We start from the raw sequence: 16,159 nt of genomic DNA on the forward strand, positions 1-16,159 counted from the left end.
CTACCCGTCCAGGTCCGGTAGGGAGCCTAGAACGGCGCCTCACGTTGCTGCCTCCCGCGTTATCCGACCGTGTCCGATCCCACACCAGTTTTTGACATTTCCACCGCGTTAACGGGTGTCGGGCGGTTCAGGTAATTCGTGGCCTTGCGGGGGGTGATGGCCGAATCGATGCAGGTCAGCCGGGAAGCCGACGGGCGGCGGCGGCCGACCGTACGGCGATCCGGGCCTCCCGCCGGGCGGTGCGCACCGCGCGCCCCACCGAGCGTCGGGAGTGGCCGATGCGGTGGCCGGCCCGCCAGCGCAGACCCGGCCTGCCCTCGGTGTCGGCGGCGGCGAGCAGCAGACCACCGAAGAGCCCGAGGTTCTTCAGGAAGTGCACCTGGTTGTTGTTCCGGGTCGCCTGATCGTCGTTGCTCCAGAACGGGTGACCGGCGGCGGTGGTGGGCACCAGCGTACCGGCCAGGACCAGCGCGGCCGGCCGGGTGAACTTCCCGGTGGCCAGCATCAGACCGGCGGTGAACTGCACGGCGGCGTTGGCCCGGATCAACGTCTCGGTGTCGGTGGGGAGCTGCGGCGCGACCTGCTGGATCAGCGGCGTGACCCGGTCGGTGACCGGCTTGGCCGCCGGGACGAGCCGGTGGGGGTGCTGAAAGTTGCGGGCGCCACTGACCACGAAGATGCCGCTCAACATGACACGGGCGAGGGAGCGCACGGGTTTCATGGCTCAGTCATACCCCGTTTGACGCCCCGCTATCCGGGCAATGGCCGATCCGCGGCGGTCCGCGTGTCGACGGTCCGCATCGGTGCGTCGACCCCCGCCCCGGGCCGGCGGCCGTGCATACCGGCAGGCGGAGGCGGTACGCCACGCCGAATGGAGCGACCGTCGCTGATGGACGGGCTCCGACCGGTAACGTCGCGCGGGTGACGACCCTTCGGCTGCGCCCCGAGGGCCCGGCCGACGCCGGCCCGGTCCGCCGGGTGCTGGCCGCCGCCTTCGCCCGCCCCGACCGCACCACCCCCGGTGAGGTCGCGCTCGTCGACGACCTGCGCGGCAGCGCGGCGTGGCTGCCGGAACTGGCGATGGTCGCCGAGTACGGCGGCGAGGTGGTCGGGTACGCGCTGCTCACCCGGGTACAGGTCGAGGCCGACCGGGTCCGCGTCCCGGCGCTGGTGCTCGGGCCGGTGGCGGTCGCCCCACACCGGCAACGGGTCGGGCACGGCACGGCGGTGGTGCAGGCCGCCTTGGAAGCCGCCACCGAGCTGGGCGAACGGCTGGTGGTGGTGCTCGGCGACCCGGCGTACTACCGGCGCTTCGGCTTCACCCGGGCCGACCGGATGGGGCTGGTCAGTCCCTGGTCGGGGCTGGGGGAGCCGTGGCAGGCGCTCGTGCTGCCGCCGGAGGTCAGCGACGCGCCGCCGCCACCACGCGGCGAGGTGGTCTTCCCGCCCCCCTGGTCCCGCGTCTGAGCCGCCGCGCCCCCGGCCTTTCGGCGGCCGGGCGCGCGGACAGCGGGGCTGGCCTGGCCGCCCGGCCGTTCAGGCCGGCTGGGTGCGCAGATAGCGGCCGAAGTGCGGGACGGTGAAGGCGACCGTGCCGCGCTCCCCGGAGTAGATCAGCCCCTTCTTGATCAGCGCGTCCCGGGCCGGGGAGAGGCTCGCCGGCTTACGGCCCAACGCACGGGCGATCTCGGCCGTCGGCACCGCCGCGTCCATGTCGTCCCGACCACCGCCGTCGGCCTCCCCGGCCACCTGGGACAGGGTGGCCATCGCCCGCATGTACTCGCGTTCGGCAGGGGTGGCCCGCTCGAACCGGGAACCGAAGAAGCCGACCGCCAGCTCCGCCTCCGCCTCCGGGGCGGCGACCCGCACGTCCGCGTCGGTGATCGGGGAGCGGGGCGCGTGGTCCCAGGTCGCCTTCCCGTACGCCTGCACGAAGTACGGGTAGCCGCCGGACGACTCGTAGAGCAGGTCGAGGGCCTTCTGCTCGTACTCCACCTGCTCCCGCTCGGCCGGCGCGCACAGTGCCTGGTCGGCGGCGATCCGGTCCAGCCGGTCGATCCGCAGGTAGCGGAACAGCCGCTCCGAGTACGACTTGGCGGCGCTGAGCACCGCCGGCAGGTGCGGCAGACCCGCGCCCACCACGATCAGCGGCGCGCCGAGCTGCGACAGCTCGTGGCAGGCGGCGCAGAGCGCCGAGATGTCCTCCGCGCCGAGATCCTGCATCTCGTCGATGAAGACGGCGATGCCGGTGCCCACGTCGCCGGCGACCGCCGCCGCGTCGGTGAGCAGCTCCACCAGGTCGATCTCGATGTCACCGGAGTCGGCCCGGCCGCTGCTGGCCGGCACGTCGATGCCGGGCTGCCACCTGTCGCGCAGCCGGGGGGCCGCACCGGCCCGCCCGGTGGTGGGCACGCTGCGCTGCGCGAACGCCTTGAGTACGCCGAGGAAGGCGTCGATCCGGTCCGGTGCGCGGTGCCGGGGGGCCAGTTCGCGAACCGCCATGTGCAGGGCGGCGGCGATCGGCCGGCGCAGCGACTGGTCCGGCCGGGCCTCGATCTTGCCGGTGCCCCAGAGCTGGTTGATCGCCTGCGAGCGCAGGGTGTTGAGCAGCACCGTCTTGCCGACGCCCCGCAGGCCGGTGAGCATCAGGCTGCGTTCGGGGCGACCCCGGGCGATCCGTTCCAGCACCACGTCGAAGACGTCCAGCTCCCGCCCCCGCCCGGCGAGTTCGGGCGGGCGCTGACCGGCGCCCGGGGCGTACGGGTTGCGGACCGGATCCACGCATCGCACAGTATCGGGCGCTCTAGCCTGCGGACTAGAGATGCGTAGACGGGGCTACCGGCGTGTCGCCGACCCGCCCCGGCCACGGCTCTCGACACGAGTATGGGGCTGTCTAGCATCCACGCTAGACAGCCCCATACTTTCCTGTTCAGCTGCGTTTGCGCAGGCAGAGCACGTAGTCGAAGAGGTCGACCGAGTTGTCGTGCACGTAGTTGGCGTTCGACTCCGGCGCCAACGACCGGCACCGCTCCCCGTTCGTGGACGCGGGAATGCGCAGCAGCACCTCGTAGGTGTTCGGGCCGCACGGCACCTTGCGCAGCTCGGCGTCGCTGGCCGTACCGTCGTTGACCACGCAGTCGCCCCGGACGATCTGTGCCGCCCTGGTCGGCGTGGGGGTCGGCTCGGCCGTCGTCGGTTCCCCGGTCGGCTCCGGCGCGTCCGTCGGGGTGGCCTGCGTTGGCCCGTTCTCGGTGGGAGTGGCGGAGCTGCCCGTCGGGGTCGCCGGCTCGTCGCCGTCCTTTGCGGCCAGGAAGAACCAGCCGCCCACCCCGAGGCACGCGCAGAGCAGCAGGACCACCACCAGCCCGAGGATCAGTGCGATCCGGCCGCCCCGCCCCTTCGCCGGTGGCGGGGGCGGATACCCCGGCCCGGGCTGCCCCGGGAAGCCCGGCGGCTGCTGTCCCGGGAAGCCGGGCGCAGCCTGACCGGGATAGCCGGACGTGGGGGCGGCGGCTCCGGGAAATCCGGAGGACGGCGGTGGTGCGGCCTGGCCGGGGTAGCCGGATGTGGGTGCGGCGGCTCCGGGGAATCCGGAGGACGGCGGTGGTACCGACTGGCCGGGGTAGCCGGTCGGTGGGGGCGACGCCGGTGCGGCGAACGCGCCCGCTGCCGGCGCTGCTGTCGGCCCGGCGGGCGGGAACGGCCCCGGCGGCGGGTAACCGGCCTCAGTGGACGCCGCCGGCTGACCCGTCGGCGGCAGATACGTGTCCGGCGGCGGGTAACCCGCCCCCGAGGTCGGCGGCGGCGGGTAACCGGCCCCCGAGGTGGGAGGCGGCGGGTAGCCCGCCCCTGACGTGGGCGGTGGCGGGTACCCCGCTCCCGACGTGGGTGGGGGCTGCGGGGCCTCCGACGCCGGCATCTGCGTGGTCGGGGAGTACCCGCCGGTCGACGCGGGCATCTGCGTGGTCGGGGAGTAGCCGCCGGCCGGTGGTGGCGGGGCCGGCTGGGCCGCTCCCGACACCGGCAGTCGGGTGGTCGGCGGTTCCGGTGACGTGGCGATCGCGGTGGTTTCCGCATCACCGGTCACGGGGGCCGTCGGCGGCTCGCTGCGCAGCGCCGTGGTCGGTGCGTCGTCCGTACCGGACCAGATCGGTGCGGTCGGTGGCTCCGGCGGGGTTGCCGACATCGGCGCGGTCGGCGGCTCCGGTGCGGCGGCGGAGAGGGGTGCGGTCGGCGGTTCCGGTGCGGCGGCGTAGATCGGCGTGGTTGCCGGCTCCGGCGCGGTGGCGGAGAGGGGCGCGGTGGGGGGCTCCGGTGGGGTTGCCGGCATCGCCGTGGTCGGCGGTTCCGCTGCGGTGGCGTAGATCGGTGCGGTCGGCGGTTCCGGCGGGGACGCGGCCAGCGGGGAGGTCGGGGGTTCCTCCACCGCCGGGACGGGTGCCGTGGCCGGCTCGTCCGCCTCCCGTGACACGGGCACGGTCGGTGGCTCCGGGTCCTGTGCCCGGAGCGGCTCGGTCGCCGCCTCGACCGGGGCGGTGTCTGGTTCGCCCGCCGAGCCGGCGACCGGTCCGGTCGACACAACGGTCGGCTCGTCGTCCTGGGCGGTCGGGACGTGCCCCGCCGGCCCTGCGGACAGAGGCACGGTCGGCTGCTCGCTGGAGTCGCCCGTGATGAGCGCGGTCGGCTGGTCGTCGAGGTCGGCCGCGACGGGTGCGGTCGGCGGTTCGTCGGCCGGGTGCGGGGGAGGCGACGAGATCGGTGCGGTCGGCGTCTCGTCGGCGGTCGACGGGACCGGGGTGGTCGGCGCGGTGGGGGCCTCGTCCTGGTCGTGGGCGAGGGGAGCCGTCGGCGCATCGTCCGGCTCCGCCGGGATCGACGCCGTCGGCGCGTCCGCGTCAGACGGGACTCCCCCGGTCGCGGACTCGGACCGGGCGAGGGGTGCGGTCGGCGGCTCCGGCTCGGACCGGTCGATCGGTTCCGTTGCTGGTTCCGGGGAGAGCGGGGCGGTCGGCGGCTCGGGGTCGGACCGGTCGATGGGTTCCGTCGCTGGTTCCGGGGAGATCGGCGCGGTGGGCGGCTCGGAGTCGAAGGGCTCGGTGGGTGGCTCGGACTCGGAAGCCGTGGGCCGGTGTTCCTTGTCGGGACGGCCGGAGTCGGGTGGGCCGAAGGTTGACAATCTCTCTCCAGGGGTGGGCTCAGCGCTGCTTCAGGCAGAGGACGAAGTCGAGGGTGTCCAGCTCGCTGTCGAAGAAGTACCAGTTGGTGTAGCCCTCCACCACGCCGCACTTCGCCTCGGCGTCCCTTTCACCACTGGTCGCTCCGTCGAAACGGCGGAGCACCTCATAGGTCTTCGGAGCGCACGCGGTGATCAGCAGTTTGGGCTTGCCACCGGCCGGGCCCTCGTTGCGGACGCACTGGCCCGCCTTGACGAACCGGGGGTCGGCCGACGAGGCGGGGGCGGCAGTGGTGGCTGCCGGAGCGGAGTTCGCCCCGTCCGGCTCGACGGGTGTCGTCGGCAGGACGGCCCCGGTCGTCGACGGTGATCCGTCGTCGTCACCCAGCAGGTACCACAGGATGCCACCGCCGACGACCAGCACCGCGAGCACGACCAGCACCGCGACCAGCGGCCCACGACCGCGCCCCGGCGTCGGAGCGTCCGGGTACGCCGCCGGCCCGCTGACCGCGTACGGATCCGTCGAACCGTACGCCTCCGGCTGCCGGTACGAGGGGTCGTACGACGGTTGCCCGGACGGCTGGGACGGCACGGCCGGGGGCTGCTCCGGTGCGGGACGGCTCCAGCGGTCGTCCGGGCGTCGCCCACCCCACGGTTCCGGGGAACCCCCCGGTGGTCCGTAGTTCGCCATGCCCGTCCTCCCGCGTGCCGAGATGCCGGTTATCCGGAAGACGCCACCGACGTGGTCACCGTAGCGTGGTCCTGCGATGACCTCATCTCCCTCGGCCGCGACACCCGCCCGGCCAGCCCTGATCTGGACGGCACTGATTCTCGTCTACGTGCTGTGGGGTTCCACGTACCTCGGTATCCGGGTCGTGGTGGAGTCGATGCCGCCGCTCGGGTCGGCCGCCGTCCGGTTCGGCGGTGCCGCGCTGGTGCTGGCGGTCGTGCTGCGGCTGCGACGCGGCAGGGGCGCGCTGCGGGTCGACCGCCGGCAGCTCGGTTCCGCCGCGCTGGTCGGGGTGCTGCTCCTGGCCGGAGGCAACGGACTGGTGGTGCTCGCCGAGTCCGGTCCGTCCGGGGTGGCGGTACCGTCGGGGATCGCCGCGCTGCTGGTGGCGACCGTTCCGCTGCTGGTGGTCCTGCTCCGTACGGTCACCGGGGACCGCCCGCCGGGGTGGACGTTCGCCGGGGTGACGCTGGGCTTCCTCGGGCTGGTGCTGCTGGTGCTCCCCCGGGGCGGGTCCGGTGCGGTGCCGCTGGTCGGGGCGTTGACCGTGGTCGCGGGGGCGGTCTGCTGGTCGGTGGGGTCGTTCCTGTCCAACCGGCTGCGGATGCCCGCCGATCCGTTCGTCGCCACCGTCTACGAGATGGTCGCCGGGGCGGTGGCCCTGTCCGTGCTGTCGCTGGCCCGGGGCGAGCTGCGCGGGTTCTCCCCGGGGCAGGTGACCACCCGGTCCTGGCTGGCGCTGACGTATCTGCTGGTGGCCGGGTCGCTGGTGGCCTTCACCGCGTACGTCTGGTTGCTGGCGAACGCCCCCATCTCGCTGGCCGCCACCTACGCGTACGTCAATCCGGTGGTGGCGGTGGCGCTCGGCGCGCTGCTGGTCGCCGAGCCGGTGACCGGTCAGGTGCTGCTCGGCGGTGCGGTGATCGTGGCAGGTGTGGCGCTGGTGGTGACCACCGAGCGGCCCCGCCGACCGGTGGTCGAGGGGGCGGTCCCGGAGCCGTCCCGCCGGTAACGTCGACGGCCGTGCCCCTCGGCCCGCCGACCCCGAGCCCGCTGCCCGGTCTGTCGCCGGCCGTGCGTAGCCCGGCGACCGGCCGCCGGGAGCCACGATGACCGGGGCGTCGATCGGCCTGGTGACTGCGGCGGCGGCGCTCGGTGCGCTGGCGGGCCTCGCCGCACCCCGCGTCGCCCGCGCCTTCCCACCGTCCGCGCCGCTGCGACCGTCGCGGGCCGGGCAGGCCGCTCCCCCACCGGCCGGGGAACCCGGGCACGGCGCGCCTCCGGTCGTGGTGGGGGCGGTGGTCTGCGGCGGGTTGGCCGCCGTGCGTGGCCCGGAGCCGGCACTGCCGGCGTTCCTGCTGGTGGCGGCGGTGGGGGTGGTGCTGGCGGTGGTGGATCTGACCAGCCTCCGCCTGCCCGACCCGCTGGTCGGTGCGGCAGCGCTCGGCGGCGGCACCGCACTGACCGTGGCCGCCGTCGCCGCCGGCACTCCCGGCCGTCTGGCGCTCGCGCTGGCCGGTGCCGCGCTCTCCTTCCTCCTGTACGTGGTGCTGGCGCTGCTGCCCCGGTCCCGGCTCGGCTTCGGTGACGTGAAACTGGCGGCGGTGCTCGGCCTGCCGTTGGGCTGGCTGGGCTGGCCCCCACTCTGGCTCGGTCTGCTGCTGCCGCACCTGCTCAACGGGGTGCTGGTGCTGGCGCTGCTGGTCGCCGGCCGGGTACGCCGGGACACCGCCCTGCCGTTCGGCCCGGCCCTGCTCACCGGCGTCTGGCTCGCCGTCCTCCTCGCCTGACCGGCCCGCCGGGTGAGCGGGCGGCCCGGCGGGCAGCAACGTCACGCATCGAGCGGTATCAGCGCGGGCGGATACCGCTACCTCGACCCCGTAGGCCGGTCGACGGTCAGATCAGGCGGAGCTGACGGTCCTTGGGGCGGCGTGGCTCGGCCTCGCCGAACCGTTCGAACAGACCAGGGTCGACCACGTCCAGGAACGGCGACGGTCGGCAGTCGCGTTCCGTTCCGTGCCGGACCCGGCGGGCGGCATGGCTGACGTAGAGGCGGTCCTGCGCGCGGGTCAGCCCGACGAAGAAGAGCCGCCGCTCCTCGGCGATCGCGTCGTCGTCGGGTGCCGAGCCGGGCCAGCGCAGCGGCAACAGACCGTCCTCGACGCCGACCATGAAGACCACCGGGAACTCCAGCCCCTTCGCGGCGTGCAGGGTGAGCAGGGTGACCGCCTCGGCGCGCGGGTCCAACGCGTCCACCTCGGCCCCGGTGGCGAGCTGGGAGAGGAAGAGTTCCAGGTCGTCGCCGCAGCGTCGGGCCAGCGGGGCGAGCAGGTCGACGGCGGCCCGCACGTCCTCGGGGCGTACGGTGCCGGCGGCGTCCAGGGTGGGGGCGGCGAACCGTTCGGCGAGCACCTGACCGGCGGCCCGGACCCGGGCTGGCAGCCCGCCGGTGGAGCCGTCGGCGTGCCGCAGTTCCCGGGCGATCGCGAGGACGCCGGGCCGGTCCCGGAGCCGGTCGTGCGACCGCTTCTGCACCGGGATGTTGGCCCTGGCCAGGGCGTCCACGATCGGGGCGGCCTGCGCGTCGGTACGGTAGAGCACCGCGATGTCGGAGAAGGACAGGCTGGTGGACCGGCCGTCGATGCGTCCGGAGTCCAACGACCGGTGGGAGAGGCCGCCGACCAGGTCGTCGACGGTGCGTACCACGAAGTCGGCCTCGTCGGCGACGGACGCCGCCGGGTAGCGGCCGACCAGCGGGGCCTCCGGGTCGAGCCGGGCCGGGTCGAGCCGGCGGCCCCGGACCAGCGACGACGGCGCGATGGCCTGGACGGCGGCGGCCAGGATCGGTGCCGACGATCGGTAGTTGCGGTTGAGCCGGACCAGCCGGGCGTCGGTGAAGTCCTCGGAGAAGCGCAGGAAGTAGCCGACGTCGGCACCCCGGAACGAGTAGATCGCCTGGTCCGGGTCGCCGATCGCGCAGAGGTTGCCGTCGGCGGGGCTGAGCAGCCGCAGCAGGTCGTACTGCACGGCGTCGACGTCCTGGTACTCGTCGACGAAGATCCACCGCCAGCGTTCCCGGTAGTCCCGGACCAGCTTCTTGTCGCCCTTGAGCAGCGCGACCGGCAGGGTCAGCAGCTCGTCCAGGTCGACCAGGTCCTGCTTGCGCAGCAGCGCGGTGTAGCGGGCCTGGTCGTCGCCGGCCTCCGTCCGGGCGGCGGCACGTTCGGCGTCGTCGGCGATCCGGAAGCCCTCCGGCAGGCCGGCCGCGGCGGCGTTCTCCCGCAGGATGGTCAGCCCGAGCGAGTGGAAGGTGCCGACGGTGACGTCCTCGGCGACCGGGCCGAGCAGCCCGTCGAGCCGGTGCCGCAGCTCCTCGGCGGCCCGCCGGGTGAAGGTGATCGCCAGGCACTGCTCGGGGAAGACGTTCAGCTCGGCGCAGAGGTAGGCGATCCGGTGGGTCAGCGTGCGGGTCTTGCCGGTGCCCGGCCCGGCCACGATCAGCAGCGGGCCGCCGGGCGCGGAGGCGGCCACCCGCTGCATCGCGTCCAGCCGGTCGAGCAGGCCGGTGCCGACCTCCTCCATCCCGGCGAGCATCGGTTCGAACGGCTCGTGCGGCGAGGGGGTCGAGGCGATCGGTGGCGGCGGGGTCGGCGCGGGCTTCGGCTTCGGCTCGGCCTTCGCCGCCGCCGGCCGCTTGGCCTTCGGTTTCGCCGCCGGCTCCGTCGGCCTGCGCTGCGCCGGCACCGGTACGTCGAACAGCGTCTCCTGCCCCGCTCCGGCGGCCCCGCCCAGCTCGGCGGGGTCGAAGAGGGTGATCACGCCGTACTCGCCGTCGAAGCCGGGGACCCGGCGCACGTCGCCCCGGCGCAACCGGCCGATGCCCTCGGCGAGCAGTTCCCCGCCCACCCGGCCGATCTCGTCGACCGGGGTACGGGTGAGGATCTCCAGCTCCGGGCCGAGCGCGGCGACCAGCTCGTTGAGCTTCCCCTCGACCTTCTTGGACCGGGGCCCCACCTTGTTGATCTCACCGAGGATCTCGGCCAGCGGCACCAGGTGGGTCACCTCGCGGGCGTGCTCCGGGCGGTGCCCGTCCGGCCGGTCGGCCAGCTCCTCGACCCGGCTGAGCACCCCCACGGTCAGCGGTTTGCCGCACTCCGGGCAGCGTCCGCCGGCCGCCCGGGTCCGCTCCGGCGACCAGTTGACGCCGCAGAGCCGGTGCCCGTCGGCGTGGTACTTGCCCTCCTCGGGGAAGAACTCGATCGTCCCGGCCAGCCCGTCACCGGTCCGCAGCGCGTCGCGGATGGCGAAGTAGTCGCGCGCCGACGAGAAGACGGTGGCCTCCCGGGCCAGGGCCGGCGGGGAGTGCGCGTCGGAGTTGGAGACCAGCCGGTAGCGGTCCAGGCTGCCGACCCGCCAGTTCATCGCCGGGTCGGAGGAGAGCCCGGTCTCCACCGCGAAGACGTGCTCGGCCAGGTCGGCGTAGCAGTCGGCGATCGCGTCGAAGCCGGACTTCGAGCCGAGCGCGGAGAACCACGGCGTCCAGATGTGCGCCGGCACCAGGTAACCGTCCGGGCTGGCCTCCAGGGTGATCTCCAGCAGATCCCGGGAGTCCAGGCCGAGGATCGGCCGGCCGTCCGAACCGAGGTTGCCGATCCGGCCCAGCGCGGTGTTGAACCGGGCCACCGCGTCCAGGTCGGGCAGGTAGATCAGGTGGTGCACCTTGCGGGTCCGGTCGTCCCGCTTGTAGATCGTGGAGATCTCCACGCTCAGCATGAACCGGACCGGGTCCGCCTCCGCCGCGTCGGCCAGCCGGGGCGGCAGTCGCCGGGCGATGTCCGCCTCGGCCTCCGGGCCGAGCCGGTACAGGCCGGGCTCGGCCGGTTGCAGGGTCTCCCGCAGGTGGTCGTACCAGGCGGGATGGGTGAAGTCCCCGGTGCCGAGCACCCCGATGCCCTTGCGTCGGGCCCACCAACCGAGGTTGGGCAGGGTGAGATCGCGGCTGCACGCGCGGGAGTACTTCGAGTGGATGTGCAGGTCCGCGACGAACGGCGGGACGCCACCAGGGGGAGCGGCGCTGAACGGAGGCACGCCGCATCCTGTCACGACCGGTCCACTACCCGCCCGCCGCCACGCGTACGCGTGAGGAGAGCAATCCGGTGCTGGACTCCACCCGTCGGACGCGGTATGAGCGGGACCGTCCGCCATCCAGGCAGGTCACGGGGCGCGTAGCTCGACCAGGGTCACCTGCGGCGGTGCGCCCACACGGACCGGAGGGCCCCAGAAACCGGCCCCGTTGGTGACGTAGACCTTGGTGCCGTCGACCTCACCGAGGCCGGAGACCACCGGCTGCTGAAGCTTGACGGCCAGGTTGAACGGCGCGAGCTGCCCACCGTGGGTGTGCCCGGACAGTTGCAGGTCGACGCCGAACTTCGCCGCCTCGTGCACGGCGATCGGCTGGTGGGCGAGCAGCACCACCGGGCGGCTGACGTCCCGGCCGCCGAGCGCGGCGGTGAAGTCGGCAGGGCCGGCGACGCCGGTACCGTCGGCGGTGACGTCGTTGATCCCGGCCAGGTCGAGCACCCCGCCCCGGGCCCGGATCTCCTGCCGCTCGTTCTGGAGCACCCGCAGGCCGAGCCGGTCGACCTCGGCCACCCACTCCTCGACCCCGGAGTAGTACTCGTGGTTGCCGGTGACGAAGAAGCTGCCGTAGCGGGAACGCAGGTCACGCAGCGGTTCGGCGGCCTCGCCCAACTCGGCGACCGAGCCGTCGACGAGGTCACCGACGACCGCGACCAGATCGGCGTCCAGTCGGTTGATCATGGCGACGATCCGCTCGGTGTGCGCCCGCCCGCGCAACGGGCCGAGGTGGATGTCGGACACGGTGGCGATGCGCAGCCCGTCCATGCTGCGGGGGAGCTTCGTCAGCGGGATGCGTACCCGGTCGAGCTGTGGCGGACCCACCGCGGTGCGGACCCCGTACCCGGTGATGCCGGCGGCGGTGAGCCCGGCGAAGATGGCGGCCCCTCGGGCGAGCAGCAACCGCCGGGACTCGTCGTGGTCGGGGCGGTCCACCGCCTCGGCGGCCGGCGGGTCCGCGCTGCCGGCCGCGCCGACCAGCGCCGGTTCCGGGGCGGCGGTGGTCGCCTCGGCGGCGGCGCTGCGACGACGCAGCACCAGCCGGGCCACCGCCATCGGCACCTCCAGCACCAACAGCACGATCAGCAGGTAGAACATCACCGCGAGCCAGAGGTAACCGGGCCAGGCCAGCCAGAACGCCCCGGCGATCTGGGTGCCCGCCATCGTCGCGGGGACGAGCACCGCCAGCACCAGCGCGACGACCGTGCCGACCCGCCGCCACCGGCCCGGCCCGGTGGTGTCCTTGACCAGCCGCTTCCACAGGTAGAAGTGGATCAGGCCGGTGATCAGGCCGATCGTGCCCACGAACCCCAGAATCGCCAACACGGCAGCCCTTCCTCAGCCGCCCGCGAAGGGGGGCAGCACGTCGATCGTGGCCCCGGCCGGCAACGGTGTCTGACGATCATGGCAGGCCACGCCGTCGACCAGGAAACTCGCCACCTGGAGCACCGCGGCCAGCCGGGGGCCGTGCCGGTGTGCGAGTTCACCGAGCAGTTCGTCGAGCGGCCGGCCGGCGGATGCGGTCTCCTCGCTGCGGCCGGCGGCGGCCCGCGCCCCGGCGAAGTACCGGACGGTGAGGTCCACCTCAGCCTCCGATCGCCGACATGGGCCGGACGGGTTGCAGGAACGTCGGGTCGTCGATGCCGTGCCCGGCCCGTTTGACCATCGTGGCGGCCTGCCAGCGGCGGGCGATGTCGGCGTCGTCCGCGCCGGCCCGCAGCGCGCCACGCAGGTCGGACTCCTCGGTGGCGAACAGGCAGTTGCGGAGCTGACCGTCGGCGGTGAGCCGGGTCCGGTCGCAGTCGCCGCAGAACGGCCGGGTCACCGTGCCGATCACGCCCACCCGCGCCGGCCCGCCGCCGACCAGCCAGGTTTCGGCTGGTGCGGCGCCCCGGTGCGCCGGGTCGGGGGTGAGGGCGAACTCGGCGGCCAGTGACGTCAGGATCTCGTCGGCGGTGACCATGGTGGCCCGGTTCCAGCCGTGCTGGGCGTCCAACGGCATCTGCTCGATGAACCGCAGCGCGTAGCCATGGTCGAGGGCGAACCGCAGCAGCGCCGGTGCCTCGTCGTCGTTGACCCCGCGCATCAGCACCGCGTTGACCTTCACCGGGGCGAGCCCGGCGGCGGCGGCGCCGGCCAACCCGGCGAGCACGTCGCCGAGCCGGTCCCGCCGGGTCAACGCGGCGAACCGGGCCGCATCGAGGGTGTCCAGCGACACGTTCACCCGGTCCAGCCCGGCCTCGCGCAGCGCCGGGGCGAGCCGGTCCAGGCCGAGCCCGTTGGTGGTCACCGAGATCCGGGGGCGGGGGGTGAGCGCGGCCACGGCGGCGACGATGCCGACCAGCCCCGGCCGGATCAGCGGCTCGCCCCCGGTGAACCGAACCTCGGTCACCCCCAGCCGCTGCACCGCGACCCGGACCAGCCGCACGATCTCCGCGTCGGTGAGCAGTTGCGGCCCGGCCAGCCAGGGCAGCCCTTCGGCGGGCATGCAGTAGGTGCAGCGCAGGTTGCACTTGTCGGTCAGCGACACGCGTAGGTCCCGGGCGATCCGGCCGTACCGGTCGACGAGGACGCCGGCGGTCGTCGGGGCGGCGGTCATCCGTCGACCGTAGCGCGGCCGACACCCCGCAGCGCCGCTCGGGCGGCACCGACGACCGCATCGCGGTACGCACCGCCGAACAGGGCGGTGTGCACGAGCAGCAGGTGCAGCTGGTGCAGTGGCACCCGTTCCCGCCACCCGTCGGCCAGCGGCCACGCCTCCCGGTAGCCGGCCATGATCCGGTCGTGGTGCGGCGGGCCACCGAACAGCGCGAGCTGGGCCAGGTCGGTCTCCCGGTGCCCGCCGTGCGCCGCCGGGTCGACCAGCCACACCCGCCCGTCCGCGCCCCAGAGCAGGTTGCCCGGCCACAGGTCGCCGTGCAGCCGGGCCGAGGGCTCGTCGCCGCCGAACTCGCCGATCCGCGTCACCACCTGCTCGACCAGCGCGGCGTCCGGGCCGTCGAGGGCGCCACCGTCGACCGACATCCGCAGGTACGGCAGGAGCCGTCGCCTGGCGAACCAGTCCGGCCAGGGCCCGTCGTCGGGGGTGTTGTCCTGCGTGAGGGTGCCGATGAACCCGGGCCACGCCGCCCCGAACCGGTCCGCGCCGGCCCGGTGCGTGCCGGCCAGCTCCCGGCCGAACCGCTCGGCCGCCCCGGGCGTCGGCTCGCCGGGGTCGACCCAGTCGAGCGCCAACAGCTCCGGCAGCGCCACCACCACCTCCGGCACGGCCACCGCGCCGGCCTCCCGCAGCCAGCGCAGCCCGGCGGCCTCGGTGTCGAAGAAGCCCGCCGGTACGGGTCGACCGGCCCGCTCCGGCCAGGTCTTGGTGAAGACCGAGTGGCCGTCGTCCAGGGTCAACCGGGAGGCCACGCAGCTGTCCCCGCCCGCCACCGGGGTCTCCCGGATGCGCTGGTGGGTCAGGAAGGTGGGCAGGTGCTCCGGGTGCGCCCGCAGGTACGCCAGGTCCATGAGCGCAAGGTAGCCGCTCGGACCGACCCCGGTGGGGCGCACAACCTCCGGAATCGCGGTGACCTGGGCAAATACTCTCCGTATCTGTGGATAACCCGTGTGTCGTCCCCAGGGACTGTCGGCGCTGTGGCCGCCCGCCGCAGGCTGCCGGACATGAACGCGACCGACCGCCCCCGGCTCACCGTCCGCTCACCCGCCGACCTGATCACCGCCGTGCCGTACCTGATCGGCTTCCACCCCGTCGACAGCATCGTGGTGGTGGCGATGTGGGGCCGGCGGATCGTCTTCGCCGCCCGCGCCGACCTGCCCGGACCGGGCACCGACCCGGCCCTGCCGGCGCGACATCTCGGCGACGTGATCGGCCGGCAGGACGCCGAATCCACCACCGTCATCGGCTTCGGCCCGCCCGAACGGGTCACCCCGGCGGTGGACGCCGTCCGGTCGGCGCTGGTCGACCTCGGCCTGCCCGTGCTCGACGCGCTGCGGGTGACCGGTCGCCGCTACTGGTCCTACCTCTGCGAAGCGCCGGACTGCTGCCCACCCGACGGCACCCCGTACGACCCGGACGCCAGCCAGGTCGCCGCCGCCGCGGTCTACGCCGGTCAGGTGGCGCTCCCCGACCGGGCGGCACTCGCCGCGCAGGTCGCCCCTGCCGGGGGCGTCGACCCGGTCGCCCTGCGCCGGGCCGGTGACCGGGCCGAACGCCGCCTACTGGGCCTGCTGGAGGCGGCCCCGGCCACCGACGAGTCCGGCGAGCGGGCCATCAGCAGGGCCGGCACCACAGCGGTACGCCAGGCGCAACGCCGGCACCGGCGCGGCGACCGGCTCGCCGACGACGAGGTGGCCTGGCTGACCCTGCTCCTGACCCACCTGCCGGTACGCGACCACGCGTGGGAACGCACCGACGGCCGGGAGGAGGACATCGCCTTCTGGGGTGAGGTGCTGCGCCGTGCCGAGGAGGAGTTGGTCCCCGCCCCCGCCTGCCTGCTCGCCTTCGCCGCGTGGCGGGCCGGCCAGGGCGCGCTCGCCGCCGTGGCCCTGGAGCGGGCGCTGACCGTCCGCCCCGACTACACCCTCGCCCGGCTCCTCGACGATCTGCTGCGGCGTGGGGTGCCGCCGTCCGACCTGGACGGGTGGCCGGCCGTGACCGAGCCGGAGGTGCTGCGCCGCCGCCGTCGCCGGCCCCGCCGCCCCCGCTGACCAGCCGGCCCCTGACCTGGCGGTTCCCTGACCTGGCGACCCTGCTGACTCGGGCGGGCCCTGCTGGCCCCGTCGGCCCCTGCCGGCCCCGTCGGCCTGCTGATCTCGGCGGCCCGCCGGCCTCGATGGCCCGGCCGGTAGCGGGGTCACTGTCGGTGAGGGTGGTCGGGGCTAGGTGGTCTCGAAGAGAAATATGACTGGCAGTCATATTTATGCCTGACAGGAATACGGCTGTCAGTGGCATGGTGTTGGAGCGGAGACGGTCGACAACTGGTCGGAGTGACAGCCGCCCCGTCCTCTCCACCGACCGGGTCGGGCAGTTCAGAGGTGGTATGCCGGGTCGTTCCCTGACGCGAGATGCCTGCCCCGGATCTCGGGGCAGGCATGTCACCGGGCAGGTCGGTCAGGCG

General features: G+C 74.3%; 13 protein-coding genes. 4 read left to right on the forward strand and 9 right to left on the reverse strand.

Annotated features, from left to right (window positions below):
- Window positions 1–175 precede the first annotated feature (175 nt).
- On the reverse strand, window positions 176–721 hold the full coding sequence (locus ACOJTC_RS07590; protein ID WP_088643621.1) for a DoxX family protein: 546 nt from the start codon (window positions 719–721) through the stop codon (window positions 176–178).
- Window positions 722–921: 200 nt separating this feature from the next.
- Here ACOJTC_RS07590 and ACOJTC_RS07595 point away from each other — a divergent pair, with 200 nt between their 5' ends.
- Window positions 922–1,467 carry a GNAT family N-acetyltransferase gene (locus tag ACOJTC_RS07595; protein ID WP_357924746.1) on the forward strand — a complete coding sequence of 182 codons (546 nt, stop codon included), beginning with the start codon at window positions 922–924 and terminating at the stop codon, window positions 1,465–1,467.
- 69 nt (window positions 1,468–1,536) lie between these two features.
- On the opposite strand, the gene ACOJTC_RS07600 is transcribed toward ACOJTC_RS07595, so the two are convergent.
- From ACOJTC_RS07600 to ACOJTC_RS07610, 3 genes are all read right to left on the reverse strand, one after another.
- Window positions 1,537–2,781, reverse strand: coding sequence for an AAA family ATPase (locus tag ACOJTC_RS07600; RefSeq protein ID WP_420116300.1), 1,245 nt, complete (start codon window positions 2,779–2,781; stop codon window positions 1,537–1,539).
- Between the two features lie 148 nt (window positions 2,782–2,929).
- Window positions 2,930–3,376: an LppU/SCO3897 family protein gene (locus tag ACOJTC_RS07605; protein WP_363650337.1), complete on the reverse strand. Its 447-nt coding sequence runs from the start codon at window positions 3,374–3,376 to the stop codon at window positions 2,930–2,932.
- Between the two features lie 1,819 nt (window positions 3,377–5,195).
- Complete coding sequence (locus ACOJTC_RS07610; RefSeq protein ID WP_420116301.1) at window positions 5,196–5,864, reverse strand: LppU/SCO3897 family protein; 669 nt, start codon at window positions 5,862–5,864, stop codon at window positions 5,196–5,198.
- 76 nt (window positions 5,865–5,940) lie between these two features.
- On the opposite strand from ACOJTC_RS07610, the gene ACOJTC_RS07615 reads away from it, so the two are divergent.
- Together ACOJTC_RS07615 and ACOJTC_RS07620 are read left to right on the forward strand one after the other, a co-directional pair.
- A complete protein-coding gene (locus tag ACOJTC_RS07615; RefSeq protein ID WP_420116302.1) occupies window positions 5,941–6,915 on the forward strand; it encodes an EamA family transporter in 975 nt (324 codons plus the stop codon).
- A gap of 97 nt (window positions 6,916–7,012) precedes the next feature.
- Window positions 7,013–7,693 (forward strand): prepilin peptidase, encoded by a 681-nt coding sequence (locus tag ACOJTC_RS07620; protein WP_420116303.1) that lies wholly within the window; start codon window positions 7,013–7,015, stop codon window positions 7,691–7,693.
- A 106-nt stretch (window positions 7,694–7,799) separates the two neighbouring features.
- Here the strand turns inward: ACOJTC_RS07620 and ACOJTC_RS07625 are convergent, their stop codons facing one another.
- The 5 genes from ACOJTC_RS07625 to ACOJTC_RS07645 all read right to left on the reverse strand — a co-directional run bounded on the left by ACOJTC_RS07625 (window position 7,800) and on the right by ACOJTC_RS07645 (window position 14,549).
- Window positions 7,800–10,991 carry a UvrD-helicase domain-containing protein gene (locus ACOJTC_RS07625; protein WP_420116304.1) on the reverse strand — a complete coding sequence of 1,064 codons (3,192 nt, stop codon included), beginning with the start codon at window positions 10,989–10,991 and terminating at the stop codon, window positions 7,800–7,802.
- A gap of 126 nt (window positions 10,992–11,117) precedes the next feature.
- The gene (locus ACOJTC_RS07630) at window positions 11,118–12,365 is read right to left on the reverse strand and encodes a metallophosphoesterase (RefSeq protein WP_420116305.1); all 1,248 of its coding nucleotides are present in this window, start codon (window positions 12,363–12,365) and stop codon (window positions 11,118–11,120) included.
- 12 nt (window positions 12,366–12,377) lie between these two features.
- A complete protein-coding gene (locus ACOJTC_RS07635) occupies window positions 12,378–12,623 on the reverse strand; it encodes a MoaD/ThiS family protein (RefSeq protein ID WP_088643614.1) in 246 nt (81 codons plus the stop codon).
- Window position 12,624: 1 nt separating this feature from the next.
- Complete coding sequence (moaA, locus tag ACOJTC_RS07640; RefSeq protein ID WP_420116306.1) at window positions 12,625–13,638, reverse strand: GTP 3',8-cyclase MoaA; 1,014 nt, start codon at window positions 13,636–13,638, stop codon at window positions 12,625–12,627.
- Window positions 13,635–14,549, reverse strand: a complete 915-nt coding sequence (locus ACOJTC_RS07645) for a fructosamine kinase family protein (protein ID WP_420116307.1) — start codon at window positions 14,547–14,549, stop codon at window positions 13,635–13,637. Before ACOJTC_RS07645 ends, moaA begins: the two co-directional genes overlap by 4 nt.
- A 153-nt stretch (window positions 14,550–14,702) precedes the next feature.
- Between ACOJTC_RS07645 and ACOJTC_RS07650 the strand changes: the two genes are divergently transcribed.
- Window positions 14,703–15,749, forward strand: a complete 1,047-nt coding sequence (locus tag ACOJTC_RS07650) for a DUF4192 domain-containing protein (RefSeq protein WP_420116308.1) — start codon at window positions 14,703–14,705, stop codon at window positions 15,747–15,749.
- Window positions 15,750–16,159: the final 410 nt, after the last annotated feature.

This window comes from Micromonospora sp., assembly GCF_048594385.1.
Classification (GTDB): Bacteria; Actinomycetota; Actinomycetes; order Mycobacteriales; family Micromonosporaceae; genus Micromonospora; species Micromonospora wenchangensis.